Annotated in this window: 9 protein-coding genes; all 9 read left to right on the plus strand. The window is 70.1% G+C overall.

The window, feature by feature from the left end; genetic code table 11:
* The first annotated feature begins 66 nt into the window (after nucleotides 1-66).
* The 9 genes from AC50X6_RS11195 (at nucleotide 67) to AC50X6_RS11235 (ending at nucleotide 16312) form a co-directional block, all read left to right on the plus strand.
* Nucleotides 67-1038, plus strand: coding sequence for an AAA family ATPase (locus AC50X6_RS11195; protein WP_494966286.1), 972 nt, complete (start codon nucleotides 67-69; stop codon nucleotides 1036-1038).
* 73 nt (nucleotides 1039-1111) lie between these two features.
* Nucleotides 1112-2443, plus strand: coding sequence for a DUF58 domain-containing protein (locus AC50X6_RS11200; RefSeq protein ID WP_494966287.1), 1332 nt, complete (start codon nucleotides 1112-1114; stop codon nucleotides 2441-2443).
* A complete protein-coding gene (locus AC50X6_RS11205; RefSeq protein WP_494966288.1) occupies nucleotides 2440-5100 on the plus strand; it encodes a transglutaminase TgpA family protein in 2661 nt (886 codons plus the stop codon). Before AC50X6_RS11200 ends, AC50X6_RS11205 begins: the two co-directional genes overlap by 4 nt.
* The gene (locus AC50X6_RS11210) at nucleotides 5097-6662 is read left to right on the plus strand and encodes an RDD family protein (protein ID WP_494966289.1); all 1566 of its coding nucleotides are present in this window, start codon (nucleotides 5097-5099) and stop codon (nucleotides 6660-6662) included. Before AC50X6_RS11205 ends, AC50X6_RS11210 begins: the two co-directional genes overlap by 4 nt.
* Nucleotides 6659-7735 (plus strand): PP2C family protein-serine/threonine phosphatase, encoded by a 1077-nt coding sequence (locus AC50X6_RS11215; protein ID WP_494966290.1) that lies wholly within the window; start codon nucleotides 6659-6661, stop codon nucleotides 7733-7735. Before AC50X6_RS11210 ends, AC50X6_RS11215 begins: the two co-directional genes overlap by 4 nt.
* Nucleotides 7722-9464 (plus strand): FHA domain-containing protein, encoded by a 1743-nt coding sequence (locus tag AC50X6_RS11220; RefSeq protein WP_494966291.1) that lies wholly within the window; start codon nucleotides 7722-7724, stop codon nucleotides 9462-9464. Before AC50X6_RS11215 ends, AC50X6_RS11220 begins: the two co-directional genes overlap by 14 nt.
* Nucleotides 9461-11110 (plus strand): serine/threonine-protein kinase, encoded by a 1650-nt coding sequence (locus AC50X6_RS11225; RefSeq protein ID WP_494966292.1) that lies wholly within the window; start codon nucleotides 9461-9463, stop codon nucleotides 11108-11110. The genes AC50X6_RS11220 and AC50X6_RS11225 overlap by 4 nt, the downstream gene beginning before the upstream one ends.
* 25 nt (nucleotides 11111-11135) lie before the next feature.
* Complete coding sequence (locus AC50X6_RS11230) at nucleotides 11136-11870, plus strand: FHA domain-containing protein (RefSeq protein WP_494966293.1); 735 nt, start codon at nucleotides 11136-11138, stop codon at nucleotides 11868-11870.
* Nucleotides 11867-16312 (plus strand): type VII secretion EssC family protein, encoded by a 4446-nt coding sequence (locus tag AC50X6_RS11235; RefSeq protein WP_494966294.1) that lies wholly within the window; start codon nucleotides 11867-11869, stop codon nucleotides 16310-16312. The genes AC50X6_RS11230 and AC50X6_RS11235 overlap by 4 nt, the downstream gene beginning before the upstream one ends.
* Nucleotides 16313-16319: the final 7 nt, after the last annotated feature.

Below are 16319 nucleotides of genomic sequence, written 5' to 3' on the forward strand. Positions count from 1 at the left end.
ACATCGCGGGATGCCCCGGCGGCGGCGCACTAAGAACCTTCACCAGAGACAGAACAGGACCACCCCATGACCATGACCACCGAACAGGCCGAATGGTTTTCCGGCACCTTCGAGAAACTCGTCGACAACGTGGGCCAGGCCGTGCTCGGCAAGGCCCACGTCATCCGGTTGACGTTCATGGCGATGCTGGCCGAGGGTCATGTCCTCTTCGAGGACGCCCCGGGCACCGGCAAGACCTCGCTGGCGCGCGCCCTCGCGGCGACTGTGCAGGGCTCCAATAACCGCATCCAGTTCACCCCGGACCTGCTGCCCTCGGACGTCACGGGCGTGACTATCTATGACCAGAAGACGCAGAAGTTCGAGTTCCACAAGGGCCCCATCTTCAACAACATCGTCCTGGCCGACGAAATCAACCGTGCCTCACCCAAGACCCAGTCGGCGCTGCTGGAGGTCATGGAGGAATCCCGCGTCACCGTGGACGGCACCACCTACGAGGCGGGACGGCCCTTTATGGTGATGGCCACCCAGAACCCGATCGAGCAGGCCGGCACCTACCGCCTGCCGGAGGCCCAGCTGGACCGCTTCCTGATCAAGACCTCCATCGGCTACCCGGACCACGCCTCCACCGTGCAGCTGCTCGGCGGCGCCAACCTCAAGGACCGGTCCAAGGACATCACCGCCGTCATCACCACCCAGGCGATCGCGGACATGGCGGACCTCGCCGCCACCGTGCACGTGGATACCGCCGTGCTGGAATACATCTCCCGGCTTTGCGAAGAGACCCGCAGCGCCCCGGAAACCCGCCTCGGCGTCTCCGTCCGCGGCGCCCTCGCCATGGTCCGAGCCGCCAAGGTCTGGGCGGCCAGCCAGGGCCGTAACTTCGTCCTGCCGGACGACGTCAAGGACATCGCCGCCGTTCTCTGGACGCACCGCCTGGTGATGGACCCGGAAGCGGAGTTCGCCGGCGCCACGGCCGACGCCGTGCTGACCCGCGTCATGGCCGACGTCGCCGCGCCGCAGCAGCGCGCTTCCGTGTAGCCGGGTCCCCACTGGCCACCAGCTCCACCGGCACTGCGGCACCCACGAATCCCAGCACGAACGAAGGCTCCCAATGTCCACCAGCACTCCGTTGACCCGGCTGGCTGACCGCCTGAAACGTCCCTTCCACCGGGACGGCAGGCCCACCCGGCTGCATCCTGCCTCCCTCTGGTCCGAGGCCGGCAGCACCGCCGGCCTCGCCCTGGCGCCCGCCTGGGGCGCGGTCCGTGGTCTCTGGCTGCGGTACGCGTGGCCGGTGCTGGCGGTGGTCAGTGTCCTGGGCTGGTCCGTGCTGGCCGCGTCGATCCTGCTCTGGACGGTGGGCCAGGCTTTTGGCTGGCAGGAAGCCAAGGCCGCCGCGATCGCTGCCTTTGTGCTGTTCGTCCTCGCCGTCGGCTTCATCCTGGGCCGCTCCTCCTACGGCGTGGTCCTGGATCTGGCCCGCACCCGCGTAGCGGTGGGGGACAGCGCCGTCGGAAGCATCGCCGTCTCCAACACCTCCGAGCGCCCGCTGCTGCCCGCTGACCTGGAGCTTCCCGTCGGGGGAAACACAGCCGTGTTCCACCTGCCCCGGATGAAACCGCAGCAGGTCCACGAGGACCTGTTCACCATCCCCACCGCACGCCGCGCCGTGATCGTGGTGGGCCCCGTCCGCTCCGTCCGCGCGGATCCGCTGCACCTGCTCCGCCGCCAGGTCCTGTGGACGGAACCGGAGGACCTCTTTGTGCACCCCAGGACCGTGGCGCTGGCCGGTTCGGCCGCCGGGTTCATCCGGGACCTCGAGGGTATGCCCACCACCGAGCTCTCCAGCGCGGACGTGTCCTTCCATGCCCTGCGCGACTACGTTCCGGGGGATGACCGGCGGCACATCCACTGGAAGACCACGGCCCGGACCAACAAGCTGATGGTCCGCCAGTTCGAGGAAACCCGCCGCGCCCACCTCGCCATCTCGCTGTCCGTCAACACGGACGAATACGCCTCGGAACAGGAGTTCGAGCTGGCCATCTGCGCCGCCGCCTCGATCGGACGGCAGGCCATCCGGGAACAACGCGACCTCGACGTGCTGACCCAGAAAGGCCCGCTGCGCTGCGAAACCGGCCGCAATCTACTTGATGACATGACCCGGATCGTCGGGGCGCCGCTGCGTAAGACCGCCGTCGACCTTGCCCGGACGCTCGCGGACACCGTCCCCAACGCCTCCGTGGTGTTCCTCGTGGTGGGCAGCAACATCACCCCCGGCCAGCTGCGCTCCGCCTCGGCCTCGGTGCCGGTCGGCGTGCGCAGCCTGGCCGTCAGGCTCCAGCTCGGCGCCGCGCCGGCCCGGGCCAACATCGGCGACCTGACCGTACTGACCCTCGGCGACCTGTCGGACCTGGCGATCGTGCTGCGAAAGGCGGCCGCATGAGCACCGCACCTCGGACCTCCCGGCGTGCCGCCAGAGGTGCCGCCGCCGGCAATCCCCAGCCGAAGCCTTACGGCTTCGCGGACGGCCAGCCGCTCTGGCATATCGCACTCGACGCCGGCGCCCTCACCCTGCTGCTGGGCCTCGGTGTGCTCGGATTCAGCCTCAGCTTCGGCGGCGACCCCTACTATCTGATCGCGGGCTTCGGCGGCATCCTGCTGGGCCTGGCCGTCGCCGCGGCCAACGTGCACTTCCGCCTGGGCCTGCTCATCACCAGCGCCCTGGCCCTCGGCGCCTACCTCGTCCTCGGCACCGCCCTGGCCGTCCCGGACGCCTCGATCGCGGGCGTGCTGCCCACGTTCGACTCGCTGCGCACCCTCCTGCTGGGCGTGGTGCTCGCGTGGAAGGACATGCTCACCGTGGGTGTGCCGGTGGGGACCGCCGGCGGCACCCTGATTGTGCCGTTCCTGAGCTCCCTCATCACCGCCCTCGCCGCCGGACTGCTGATCTGGCGGCTCAAGAGCCCGTACTGGCCGCTGCTGCCGGTGCTGGTCCTGTTCGTCACCGGCATCGCCTTCAGCACCAACGCGGGCTTCCTGACGGTGGAACGGGGCATCTCGCTCACCGTCGTCGCGATCGCTTGGGCCACGTTCCGCCGTGACGTGCTCCGCCGCAGCGACACCCGCAAGGTCTCCGTCAACCGGCTGGAGGCGGACCAGGCCACGGCCCGCGCGGCGAAGCTCCGCCGGCTGGGGACCGCCGCAGCGGTGATCGCGGCCGCCGTCGGGATCACCGCCGTCGCCTCCCCGCTGGTCACCGCCGGGGATGACCGCCGGGTGCTGCGCAACACGATTGTCCCGCCGTTCGATCCCAAGGACTACGTCACCCCGCTGGCGAGCTTCCGCACGTTCGTCAAGGACCAGAAGGATGACAGCCTGTTCGTAGTGAAGGGCCTGCCCAAGGACGCCCGGGTGCGCCTCGCCGCCCTCGATTCCTTCAACGGGACCAACTACAACATGGATCCGAACGGCTCCGGCAGCTTCAGCAAGGTGGGAGATGCGAAGTCCATCAACACGCCCGCGGACTCCACCGGGATTGTGCAGAGCACAAACTACGCCCTCGACATTACGATCGAGGACTACCAGGGCTACTTCCTTCCCGGCGGCAGCAGGACCACCGGAATCAGCTTCGCCCGCGACGGATCGGGCGCCGCCGCGGGGCTGTACTTCAACGCCGGAACGGACACGGCCGTGACCACCAAGGGACTCGCCAAAGGCGATTCCTACCGGGTCCAGGTGGCCGACCCCGCCAGGCTGGACCACGGACAGCTCACCCAGTACGACTTCGCCAGGCTGTCCCTCCCGGACCCGGCCGAGGTCCCGCCCGTGATCGGTGCCCAGGCCAATGACCTTGCCGCCGACGCGCCCACCGCGATCGACCGGGTGCGCCAGGTCGAGGCGCATTTCCAGAAAAAGGGCGCCTTCAGCAACGGCCTGATAGCCGACGGCCAGCTGCCCAGCGTCTCCGGCCACGGCGCCAACCGCATCCGCAGCCTGCTCACGGCCAAGCAGATGCTCGGCGACGACGAACAGTACGCCGTCGCGATGTCGCTGATGCTGCGCCACCTGGGCATCCCATCGCGTGTGGTGATGGGCTTCTACCCGGATCCGAAGAGCCCGGAAAACGGCGCCGGCGAGGTAAAGATGACAGGCAAAGACGTCCACGCCTGGGTGGAAGTGGCGTTCGAGCGCGTGGGCTGGGTGTCTTTCGACCCCACCCCGCCCAAGGACAACGTGCCCATCCCGCCGGATCCGGAGAACAAGTCCAAGCCCAAGCCGCAGGTGCTGCAGCCGCCGCCCCCGCCGCAGGAACCCGCGGACCTCCCGCCGGATTCCGCGCCGGATGCGCTGGACGCCGACGAGAAGAAGAACAACCCCTGGCTGTTCTGGGGCCCTCTCCTCGCGGCGATCGGCTTCGCGCTGATCCCCGTGGCGATCCTGGCGCTGCCGCTGCTGCTGATCGCGCTGCTCAAATCCCGGCGCCGGAAGGCCCGCTTCAGCGACGGCCACCCGGCCCAGCGTGTGGGCGGCGGCTGGAACGAGGTTCTCAGCCTGGCCACCGACCTCGGCGCCGGGATGGACCAGCGCGCCACCCGGCGCGAGTCCGCCGTCGTCCTCGCGGATGCGTTCCCGGCGACGCAAGGCACCACCACTCTGCTGGCCCGCCGTGCCGACGCCGCGATCTTCGGCGCCGGCCAGCCGAGCGAGGACGAGGTGACGCAGTACTGGGAGATCGTGGACGGCTCGCTCAAGGAAATGACCGGGACGCTTGGTTTCTGGGGCCGGCAGCGGGCCCGGTTCTCGCCGCGCTCCCTCCTGGCCGATGGCCGGGCCGCGCTCAGGCTGCGTGGACTCCGGCCCGTGCTGCCCGGCCGGAGGCGGCCCGCGGCGCCGTCGGGTGAGCCCGCCGGTACAGTGTCCGCCGGTACTGGGACTGCCGGTACAGTGTCGGCCGGTACTGGGACTGCCGGTACAGTGCCCGCCGGTAGAGTGGAGACCGATCCGGTGCCGGCGGCCCGCATCAATGCCGCCGCCGCCGCCGCCGCTGCTGCTGCAGCCGCCGCCAGCCAGACCGCCAGGAAGAACCGCAACGAGCCATGACCGACGACGCCGAGCGCTGCCCGCGCTGTCAGCAGCCGCTCCGGCCGGGAGCCGCCTTCTGCACCTCCTGCGGTGCGCCCCTGAGCAACCGCTCCGCGCGGAGTTCCCGGAACGCGCCGGACCTTTCCCAGCCGCAGGGTGCGGACACGGCGGCTGCAGTGGCCGCGGGCGGCGGGAACCCCGGCGTCGGGCGCTCCGGCCCGATCCCCGGTAGTATCCCCGTAACGCAGGGCCCGGTCACGGGCCATGGACAAGGGGGAGGTCCTTTGATGCCAAGCAGGCTTGAGCTGGTTCCCGCCGACACCGGAAAACGGTTCGGTGCCGCGGTGCTGGACTGGCTGCCGGCCCTGGTGGTGCTCACGGTGCTGTTCGCGAGCGGATTCGCCGGCATCACCCGCAGCCAAAGCGGCGGCATGATCGTGTACGACACGTCCGCCGTTGTGATTCTGGGCGGCATCGGCGTGGGGCTGACCCTCGTGTACATCGGCGTCCTCGCGATGCTCGAAGCCCGTTCCGGCGTGACCCCCGGCAACCGCCTGATGGGGATCCGCAGCACCGATGCCGACGGCGACGCCCCCGGCGGGGGCGCCGTCTTCCTGCGCGGCCTCATCACCGGCGCCGGCATCCTGCTGGCCGTCGTCGCGGCCGCCATTCTGGTCATTTTCCAGTGGTTCGGCGTCGCCTTGGTGGTGCTGGGGCCGCTGCTGGTCCTTGGCTCGGCGTGGGCTGTCCTTGTGGTGCTGTCCAGCGCGTGGGACCGCAACGGAAAACTCCGCGGCTGGCACGACACCGCCGCCAAGACCCTCGTCTTTAACGTGGTGGCCGGCCGCAATCCGATCACCACCGGCGGCATTCAGGGCCCGTACAGCTTCGCGCCCCTTGACCTCCCGGCGGTCCAGCAGGTCGCCTCGCCGCTCGCGGGCGCCGGGCTCCGGAACGGCGGCGGTCTTGGGAGCGGCGCCGGGCCAAACAACAGCGCTGCGCCGGGCACCGCCGTGCACAACCCCAACCAATGGCAGCCGCCCGCAGCACCGCAGCCTGTTGCCGCGCAGCCGATCACCGCGCAGCCGATCACCGCGCAGCCGGTAGCGGCACAGCCCGCGCCCGTCGTCGTCCAGCCTGCCTCCTTCGCTCCTCCCACACAGCCGGCTGCGCCTACACCGGCAGCCCACCCCGACGACGACCACGACCGCACCCAGGTCCGCGGCGACACCCACACCCCGGTCACCGTGGCCATGCTCCGGATCCGGCTCGACGACGGCCGCGACATCGAACTCGACCGCACCGTGCTGGTCGGCCGGAACCCCGCCGGCCACCCCGGCGAGGACTTGGTGCAGCTCATCCCGGTCGCGGATCCCGGCCGGTCCATTTCCAAGACCCACCTCCATCTGCTTGCCGGAAACGGGGGAGTATGGGTCACGGACCGGAACTCCACCAACGGCAGCGCTGTCACCACACCGGACGGGATCCGTACCGCCCTGGCGGCGGGGGAGCCCACCCACGTCCGCCCAGGTTCCACCGTCCACTTCGGTGACCGCTCCTTCTACCTAGGACAGGCATGAATTCCCAGCCGGCCGCCGTTCCCCCCTCCGCTGAGTCAGCAGCGCCCGCCGTGGAGACACCCCTGGGCCTACGGCTTAACTGCGGCTACGGCACCGACCGGGGCCTGCGCCGTGAGATGAACGAGGATTCCTACATCGCCTCCGATCCCGTGTTCGCCGTCGCCGACGGCATGGGCGGGCACGAGGCCGGCGAAATCGCGAGCGGCATCTGCGTCCGGACCCTCGCCCGGATCCCCCAGCTGGCGAGCGGGAAGCGGGACGCCACCGCCGGCGTCGTGCAGGATTACCTGCTGATGGCTGACGAGAGCATCCGCGAGGCCACCGGTTCCCGCGCCGGGACCACGCTGTCCGGCGTGGTGGTGGTGGAACAGCTGGGGGTCCCGTACTGGCTGGTCCTGAACATCGGCGACTCGCGCACGTACCGGCTCAGCCACGGCAGGCTCAGCCAGGTCAGTGTGGACCACTCCGAGGTGCAGGAACTGGTGGACGCCGGGCAGATCACCCAGGCCCAGGCCGCGGTGCACCCGCGCCGCCACGTGGTCACCCGGGCCCTGGGCGCCGGCGGAGGGGCCGAGGCCGACTACTGGCTCCTGCCCGTCGAGGAGGGCGACCGGATGCTGGTCTGCTCCGACGGGCTCAACGGTGAGCTGAGCGACCACCACATCGCCCGGATCCTGCGCTCCCAGGCCGACCCCCAGGCCGCTGTGGACGAACTCATCCAGGCGGCCCTGCGCAGCGGCGGCCGGGACAACGTCACCTGCATCGTGCTGGACGCATCCAACGTCACGAACGACGACGACGGCGCCGCCCTGACAGCGCCGCGCACCGCCGCGGCGGCGGCGGACGAAGACACTCTGCCGCGGACCGATGTGCAGGAAATCGCCCCCGCCGGGGAAGCGGTTAACGGGACCGGCGCGGTTGACGGGATCGACGCGGTGTCCGCGAATGGGCCACTACCCGACACCGGGCCTGCCACCGACACGGAGCGTGGCTCCGGAATCAAACCTGGCGCCGGCGTCGAGCCTGGCGCTGGCTTCGAACCTGGCAAGGGCGCGGATGATGGCAAGCGTTAACGCTCCGGCTGCGGTCCGGTACACGCCCGGGACCTGGCTCGGGCTGGTGCGTTCCGGAACCGTGGTGCTGCTGCCCCCGGACACCACTCCCGCGCTGGTGGAATCTCTGTGGGAGCTGCTGGCCACCGGGCCCGAAACCGCTGAGGTGCTGGACGCCGTGACCTCGGCCTCGGGCGTTTCCCTGTCGCGGATGCCGTGGTTTGGGATCGTGGACGCCAGGAACGCGATGCACGTGTTCCTGCGCGGCGATATCGACCTCAAGGTCCAGATGCCCGCCGGGCCGATGGAACTGAGCGGACGCAACGTCACCACCTGGACGGAACGCCGCTTTGTCTCGGCCGCCGGCTATGCCGTGGGCATTCCCGGCGCGGGTGCGGATGCCGTCGTTTCAGGTGGATCTACCCTGGACTTGCCGCTGGGCGACGGGGTGGTCCGGCTGCAGGGGCTGCGGATGGACCTCTCCGGTTCTGCGGCGTCTGCGGCGTCTGCCGTGGTGCCTGCCCCAGCGTCTGCTGTGGCGCCTGCCTCACTGCCGGAAGCCGACGCGGCGGTCGAGGTGGTCCGGACTCCCGAAGTCCCCACCATTGCCGAGGTTGACATCGCAGCTGTACCGGGCGAGCACGGAGCCTCCGCCGAAACCGTGCTGGAGCTCGACGAGGAGGACGAGGAATTCGACCCTGACCTCGGCGGGACCATGCAGGAATCGGAGCCGGAGGCCGAACCGGAAGACGATCCGGAAACCGATCCGGAAGCCGAACCGGAGCCGGAGGCCGAACCGGAACCGGAACCGGCCGACAGCTACGACCACCTCTGGGAACAGACGGTGATGCGCACCATCGAGGAAGCCGCCGTGCGCGAGGACCCCGACGCCGGTGCGGAATCCGCCGTCGGAAGTTCCACCCCGGCGCCATCTGCTCCGGAACCCGCGACCCCTCAGCCGGCCCCGGCCCCGGGGGAGGGGGCTGCGGAATCCGATGCAGCTCCGGGACCGACGGCCGCGCCGCGCCCGGTGGTCGCCGCCGGGCTGATCGACTCCGTGCCGTGGCACACCGGAGGCAACGGCTCGTCGTCGTCGGCGTCCCGGACAGCAGTGCCCCCAAAAGCGGCGCCGCCAAAGGTGGCGCCCGGTCAGCTGCAGGCACCAGCCGCGCAGCCGGAGCCGGATGCGGACCACGACGGCCAGACGATCATGAAGGGCGACCTCGCCGCAGGCCCGTCCCTGCCAGCCAGAACCGCGCCAGGGGCTCCGCGCATTCCGGAACCCAGCACCGGCCCCATGGTGCTGGCCCGCGTCTGCCCGCAGGGCCACGCCAACCCGTCCACCTACTCGAAGTGCGGCCGCTGCAGCCTGCCGCTGCCCGGCGACGGGGTCCAGGTCCGTCGCCCCCGGCTGGGGCGGATGAGGTTGTCCACCGGCGAACTGATCGACCTCGACCAGTCGCTCATCGTCGGGCGCCAGCCCTCGGTATCCCGTGTCCAGGGTGCAGTGATGCCCAGGCTGGTCCAGGTGCCCAGCCCCGGCGGCGACATCTCCCGCTCGCATGTTGAGGTCCGGCTGGAAGGCTGGCACGTTATGCTGTGTGACCTCAAGGCCACCAACGGAACCGTCCTGGTGCGCGAAGGCCAGCCCCCGCGGCGGCTGGCCCAGGGCGAAATGGCGATCCTGCTCGACGGCGACATCGCAGACGTAGGCGACGGCATTTCGCTGCGCTTTGAGGAGATTCCGTGAGTTCAAAACGACCTGTAGCCCCGCCGCCGGTCATTCCAGGCTTCACCTACATCAGCCTGCTCGGGTCCGGTGGATTCTCCGACGTCTACCTCTACGAGCAGGACCGGCCGCGCCGCAAGGTGGCCGTCAAGGTGCTGCTGGCGAGCCTTCTGGCCGAGGGCGCGCGCCGCCGCTTCGAATCCGAAGCGAACCTGATGGCGCAGCTGTCCTCGCACCCGTATATCGTGACGATCTTCGAGGCCCAGATCACCGACGCCGGGCACTCCTACCTGGCCATGGAGTACTGCTCCCGGCCCAGCCTGGATGTCCGTTACCGCCGGCAGCGCTTCAGCGTGGACGAGGTGCTGACGGTGGGCATCCAGGTGGCGTCCGCCGTCGAGACCGCCCACCGGGCCGGCATCGCGCACCGCGACATCAAGCCTGCCAACATCCTGGTTACCGACTACAACCGGCCCGCGCTCACCGACTTCGGTATCTCCGGCACGCTGGCCGGGGACGCGGACGAGGACGCGGGCATGTCCATCCCCTGGTCCCCGCCCGAACAGTTCACCGACCAGCACGTCGACGGCGTCCTGGTGGACGTCTGGGCGCTCGGCGCCACGCTCTACACACTGCTCGCCGGGCGTTCGCCGTTTGTGCTGCCCGGCGCGGACAACTCCCAGCGCGAGCTGATCTCGCGGATCACCAACACGCCGGTGCCCACACTGGGACGCGCCGATGTGCCGCAGTCTCTGGAACTGGCCCTGGCGACGGCGATGGCTAAGTCAGCGTCCGCACGGTACTCCTCGGCCCACGCTTTCGCCCTGGCCCTGCAGCGGGTCCAGGCCCAACTGAACCTCGCCGTCACGCCCTTTGAGGTCCTGGAAGAGCCGCGGCCGGAAGAACGCCACCCCGACGACGGTTTCGAGGAAACCCGCGTCCGCAGCATCGCCTCGATCGACCCGGATGCCACCGGCCAGGCCCCGACCTTCCCGGCCCGGATCCTGAAGGACGCTTCGGGCTCCACGGGCTCCACCGTTGACCACAACACCACCAACAACCACGCAACCGTCCGGCGCCCACCGGCGCTGCCCGGCTTCGACGCTCCCGGACCTCCCGGGGCTGCCGCCCGGACGGCCCCGCCCGACGACGACCTCGCCGCGACCGTCAACCGAGCCAGCGCGGCGGCTCCCTTAGGCGTCAGCGGCGGGAGCACCGGGGCGGAGCGCCCGGCCGGGCACGGGCGCCGGAACCTGATGCTGTCAGTCGTCGGCGGCACCGTGCTGGTGACCGCCGTCGTACTGGGCATCATCGCCGGCGCCACGCGGCCCGAGCCGGCACCCAGGGCCGCTGACCAGGTCAGCAAGCCGCCGGCGGATGCCCTGGACAGCGGCACCGTTCCCGACGCGAAGAACGTCGTGGGCGTGGCCGGGCCCACGGGAAAGATCCTGTTCAGCTGGACCAACCCGCAACCGAAACCCGGCGACAGTTACAAATGGCGGGTCCACACGCTCAAGGCCGACGGGACGTACCAGGCCACCGCCGAGCCCAGGGCCGAAATGGCGGCCAATCCGGCGGAGCCCAGCTGCATCCAGGTCATGATTGTCCGCAGTGACGGGGCATCCTCCCCGCTGGGTGAAGACTCCATCGGCTGCGTCAGCAAATGAGCAACGAGTCAGGGAGGCACGGCTGATGGGGGATCTGGCAATAGATTTCTGTGGCGAGTGGCATGAGCCCTCGGACGGGGACGTTTTCAGCATCGGCCGCGAAGGCGACCTCGAGGTGGATGACAACCCGTACCTGCACCGGCAGTTCCTGCAGATCGCGCGGTACGACGGTATCTGGTGGCTCAGCAACGTTGGCAGCATGCTCTGCGCGACCATCGCCGATGCCTCCGGCGGGATGCAGGCCTGGCTCTCGCCCGGCGCCCGGATCCCGCTGGTCTTCAGCCACACCAACGTCATCTTCACCGCCGGCCCCACCACCTACGAGTTCGCCGTGCACCTGAAGACGCCCGCGTTCCGGCAGGAAGCCCGCGACGAGGACAGTGGCGGGGATACCACCATTGGCCCGGTCATCTTCACCGACTCGCAGAAAGCCCTGATTGTGGCCCTCGCCGAACCGATGCTGCGCCGCGACGGGACCGGTTTCAGCGCCATCCCCTCGTCCTCGGATGCCGCCAGGACACTGGGCTGGGCGCTGACCCGGTTCAACAGAAAGCTGGACAACGTGTGCGACAAGCTGGACAAGGTAGGCGTCGCCGGCCTGCGGGGCGGCGGCGGGAAACTCGCCACCAACCGCCGCGCACGGCTCGTGGAACATGCCGTCACCTCACACCTTGTGACGGCCGCTGACCTGCACCTGCTTGAAAAGCACAACACTGTAAAGCACAGCACTGACAAACTGAACGGAACCGACGACGCGTGAGAATCCGACTGACGCTGCGCCGCGACCCGGCCGCCGCCAAAGACCTTGCCGTCACCGTCGACGGGCTCGCCACAGTGGCGGACATCGCCACCCAGCTCTGGGCCGCGGACCCGGCACGGCGGGGGACCCCGCCGCCGTCCACCCTGTCCCTCAGCATCGAGGAGGCCTTCGCCGCCGGCGGCATGAAGGGCAGTGTTCTGGACCGCAGCGACAACCTGCTCGAATCCGGGCTGCGCCCGGGGTCCATCGTGTCCCTGACCCAGGTGAGTGAGCAGTTCGGGACGCCCGGGGCAAACCGGGGTCCCGCGGCGGCGACGCTGCGGGTGCTCTCCGGTCCCGACGTCGGGCGTGAATTCTCGCTGCCGTCGGGCACCAGCTACATCGGCCGGGACCGCGACGTCGACCTCCGGCTGACGGATCCGCTCACCTCCAAGCGGCACGCCCGCATCACGGTGGGCGAGACGGTGGAGATCGTGGACACGAATTCGGCCAATGGCCTGCTGATGGACGGGCTCCCCGTGACCCGTGCCACGCTGAACTCCTCGGACACCGTGACCCTCGGCGACACCACTGTCTCCGTGGTCTCGCTCGGCACCGGGCACAGTTCCGCCCCGAGCTCCCCGCTGATCGACTTCAACCGCTCGCCCCGCGTGGTGCCGCGCTTCGAGCCGCAGAAACGCATGCTGCCGGCCGGGCCGAAGCGCCAGGACCCGCACGCCTTCCCGTACATCATGCTGCTCGCGCCGCTGATGATGGGCGGCATCCTGTTCGCCGTCACCCAGAACGTGCTCTCCGTGGTGTTCATGATGATGATGCCGTTGTTCATCGTGGGGCACTACGTGGACCAGTTGCTGCAGACCAAACGGGAGACCAAAATACAGCTCAAGCAGTTCCGCGAGTCGATGGCCGCGTTCCGGCAGGACATCACCCGGCTGCAGAACGTGGAACGCTCGGTCCGGCTGCAGGAAGCGCCCTCGGTCAGCGACACCGTGGACTCGATCTACCAGCTGGGACCGCTGCTCTGGACGCACCGGCCCGAACACACCGGCTTCCTGGGCCTGCGGTTCGGCCTCGGCACGTCGCCCTCGCGGATCCTGTTCGAGGAGCCGAACAGCAACGACACCGAAGCCCAGTACATGCAGGAAATCCAGGAGTGTATGGCGCAGTTCCGGGACGTCGAGGGCGTGCCGGTTGTTTCGCAGCTGCGCTCGGCCGGTTCCTTCGGGCTGGCCGGATCCCGCGGCCTGGTGGACGATGTGGCGCGCGGCATGATCCTGCAGCTTGTGGGGCTGCACTCGCCGGCGGAAGTGGTCCTGACCGCCATCACCTCGGCGCAGTCCAGGGAACGCTGGGGGTGGCTGCAATGGCTTCCGCACGTCGGCTCCGGCCACAGCCCGCTGGCCGGCGACCACCTCGCGGCGGGTCCCGCGGGCGGTTCCGCCCTGCTGTCCCGGCTCGAGGACCTGATCGAGACGCGCGAGGCGGCCGCCCAGGGGCCGCGCCCGGCGCTGCGGCCCGGCGTCGACCCGCTCTCCGCCGAGGTGTCGGCGCCGCTGCTGCCCACCGTCGTGGTGATCGTCGAGGACGACGCGCCGGTGGACCGCGGCCGGCTTACCCGGATGCTGGAGCGCGGCCCGGACTCCGGCGTGCACGTCATGTGGGTGGCCAGCGCCGTCCAGCAGCTTCCCGCCGCGTGCCGGGACTTCATGGCGGTCGACGGCGAACACGGCACCACCACCGGGCAGGTACGGCTCGGCCGGCACACCTTCCCCGTGAGCTGCGAAAGCCTCGACGCCGGACTCGCCGCCCAGCTGGCCCGGATGCTCTCGCCGGTGATCGACGTCGGCAAGCCGCTGGAGGACGACTCGGACCTGCCCCGCGCCGTCTCCTATGCGACTTTGATCGGCAAGGACTTCCTGGACAACCCGGCCGCCGTGGCGGAGCGCTGGACCGAAAACAACTCGGTCCGCGCCTCCGCCGTGCCCAACCGCAAGGACAACGGCACGCTCCGGGCCCTGGTCGGATCCAAGGGCATCGAACCGCTCTACCTCGACCTGAAGAACGAGGGCCCGCACGCCCTCGTCGGCGGCACCACCGGCGCCGGCAAGTCCGAGTTCCTGCAGTCCTGGGTGATGGGAATGGCCGCGGCCTACAGCCCGGACCGGGTCAGCTTCCTGTATGTGGACTACAAGGGCGGCGCCGCGTTCGCCGACTGCCTGCAGCTGCCGCATACCGTGGGCCTGGTCACCGATCTCTCCCAGCACCTTGTCCGCCGCGCCCTGACCTCGCTCCGGGCCGAGCTGCACTACCGGGAGCGGCTGCTCAACCGGAAGAAGGCCAAGGACCTGCTGGAACTCCAGCGCGAGGCGGACCCCGACGCGCCGCCGTACCTGGTCATCATTGTGGACGAGTTCGCCGCCCTGGCCACCGAGGTTCCCGAGTTCGTCGACGGCGTGGTGGACGTCGCCGCCCGCGGACGATCCCTGGGCCTGCACCTGATCCTGGCCACCCAGCGCCCGGCCGGCGTGATCAAGGAAAGCCTGCGCGCCAACACCAACCTCCGCGTGGCGCTGCGGATGGCCGATGAGGACGACGCGGTCGACATCCTGGGTGTGCCCACCGCAGCCTACTTCGACCCGTCCATCCCCGGCCGGGGCGCGGCGAAGACCGGCCCCGGCCGGATCCAGGGCTTCCAGACCGGCTACGCCGGCGGCTGGACCACAGAGAAGCCGCAGCGGCCGCAGATCGAGATCGTCGAGATGGCGTTCGGCTCCGGTCCCGCCTGGGCCGCCCCGGCTTCCGGGACCCCGGTCAAGGAAGAACCGGCCGGACCCAACGACATCGCCCGGATGACGGCCAACATCATCAAGGCCGCCGACGTGCTCTCGATCGAGCCGCCGCGCAAACCCTGGCTGGACGAACTGGCCACGAGCTACGACTTCTCCCGGCTGCCGAACCCCCGCACCGATGAGCGGCTCCTGCTCGGTGTGGCGGACGACCCGGCGCACCAGGACCAGCCCACGGTGTTTTACGAACCGGACCGGGACGGCAACATGGCCGTTTACGGCACCGGCGGCTCGGGCAAGTCCGCGGCCCTGCGCGGGATCGCCATCGCCGCCGCGGTCACCCCCCGCGGCGGCCCGGTCAACGTTTACGGCATCGACTGCGGTTCCGCGGGGCTGAAGATGCTCGACGAGCTCCCGCACGTCGGCGAGATCATCAGCGGCGACGACGTCGAACGCGTGGGCCGGCTGCTGCGCTGGCTGCGCGAGCTCGCCGACGACCGGTCGGCACGGTATTCGGAAGTCCGCGCGTCCACCATCGTGGAGTACCGCACGCTGGCGGACCGGCCGGCGGAGAAGCGGATCTTTGTGCTGGTGGACGGCATGTCCGCCTTCCGCGAAGCCTACGAATACAGCAGGCTCTCGGCGCTCTGGGACATCTTCCTGCAGCTCGCCACCGACGGCCGGCCGCTCGGCATCCACCTCGTGGTCAGCGGGGACCGGCCCAACTCGGTGCCGGCCTCGCTGCTGGCCTCGATCCAGCGCCGGCTGGTGCTCCGGCTCTCCTCCGAGGACGACTACCTGTCGATGGACGTGCCCAAGGACGTCCTGGGGGCGGCCTCGCCTCCGGGCCGCGGCCTGCTGGGCAACCTCGAGGTGCAGCTCGCGGTCCTCGGCGGCAACTCCAACCTGGCCGTGCAGGCCCGCGAGGTGCACAAGCTCAGCGAGGCCATGCTGCGCCAGGGCGTGGAACGCGCCCCGCAGATCGAACGCCTGCCGGACCAGATCGACCTCGACATCCTGCCCGCGGGCAGCCCGGACCTGCCGGTGATCGGCGTCGACGACGAGACCCTCCAGCCGGCCGAGATCCTGGCCAAGGGCCCGCTCCTGCTCGCCGGTCCGCCGGGCTCGGGCCGCACCGTGGCGCTGGTGACCCTGGCGTACGCACTGCGGCGGTCCAACCCCGGCGTCGAACTGATCTATGTCGGTTCCCGGCGTTCCGCCGCGGCGGCGCTGAAGATCTGGGACCGTTCCGTGGTGGGCGCGGACGACGTCGAGGAAGCGATCGACGAACTGGTGGACTACTCGACCGGGACGCCGGGCAAGCTGGCGATCTTCATCGAGGGCCTGACCGAGTTCACTGACACCGGCGCGGAGTCCGGGATCGAGCGGCTCGTCACGGCCTCCATCAAGGCCGAGCAGTGGGTGGTGGGCGAATCCGAGACGTCCACCTGGTCCTCGGCCTGGTCCCTTGGCCAGCCGTTCAAGTCCGGCCGCCGCGGGCTGCTGCTCAACCCCGGCGACATCGACGGCGACAGCCTGCTCAGCACCCCGCTGGGCCGGATCAGCACCGAGTTCATCCCCGGCCGCGGCTACATCGTGGGCCGCGGCAAGGTCCGCAAGCTGCAGATCGCCCTGCCTCCCGGGAACCGGAACTAAGCGGAAC

This window comes from Pseudarthrobacter sp. HLT1-7 (genome assembly GCF_059383435.1).

Excerpts from the sequence above, each read along its gene's own strand:
- AC50X6_RS11230 (WP_494966293.1), top strand. The coding sequence starts at position 11,136 with ATGGGGGATCTGGCAATAGATTTCTGTGGCGAGTGGCATGAGCCCTCG.
- AC50X6_RS11220 (WP_494966291.1), top strand. The coding sequence starts at position 7,722 with ATGGCAAGCGTTAACGCTCCGGCTGCGGTCCGGTACACGCCCGGGACC.
- AC50X6_RS11205 (WP_494966288.1), top strand. The coding sequence starts at position 2,440 with ATGAGCACCGCACCTCGGACCTCCCGGCGTGCCGCCAGAGGTGCCGCC.
- AC50X6_RS11195 (WP_494966286.1), top strand. The coding sequence starts at position 67 with ATGACCATGACCACCGAACAGGCCGAATGGTTTTCCGGCACCTTCGAG.
- AC50X6_RS11210 (WP_494966289.1), top strand. The coding sequence starts at position 5,097 with ATGACCGACGACGCCGAGCGCTGCCCGCGCTGTCAGCAGCCGCTCCGG.
- AC50X6_RS11200 (WP_494966287.1), top strand. The coding sequence starts at position 1,112 with ATGTCCACCAGCACTCCGTTGACCCGGCTGGCTGACCGCCTGAAACGT.
- AC50X6_RS11215 (WP_494966290.1), top strand. The coding sequence starts at position 6,659 with ATGAATTCCCAGCCGGCCGCCGTTCCCCCCTCCGCTGAGTCAGCAGCG.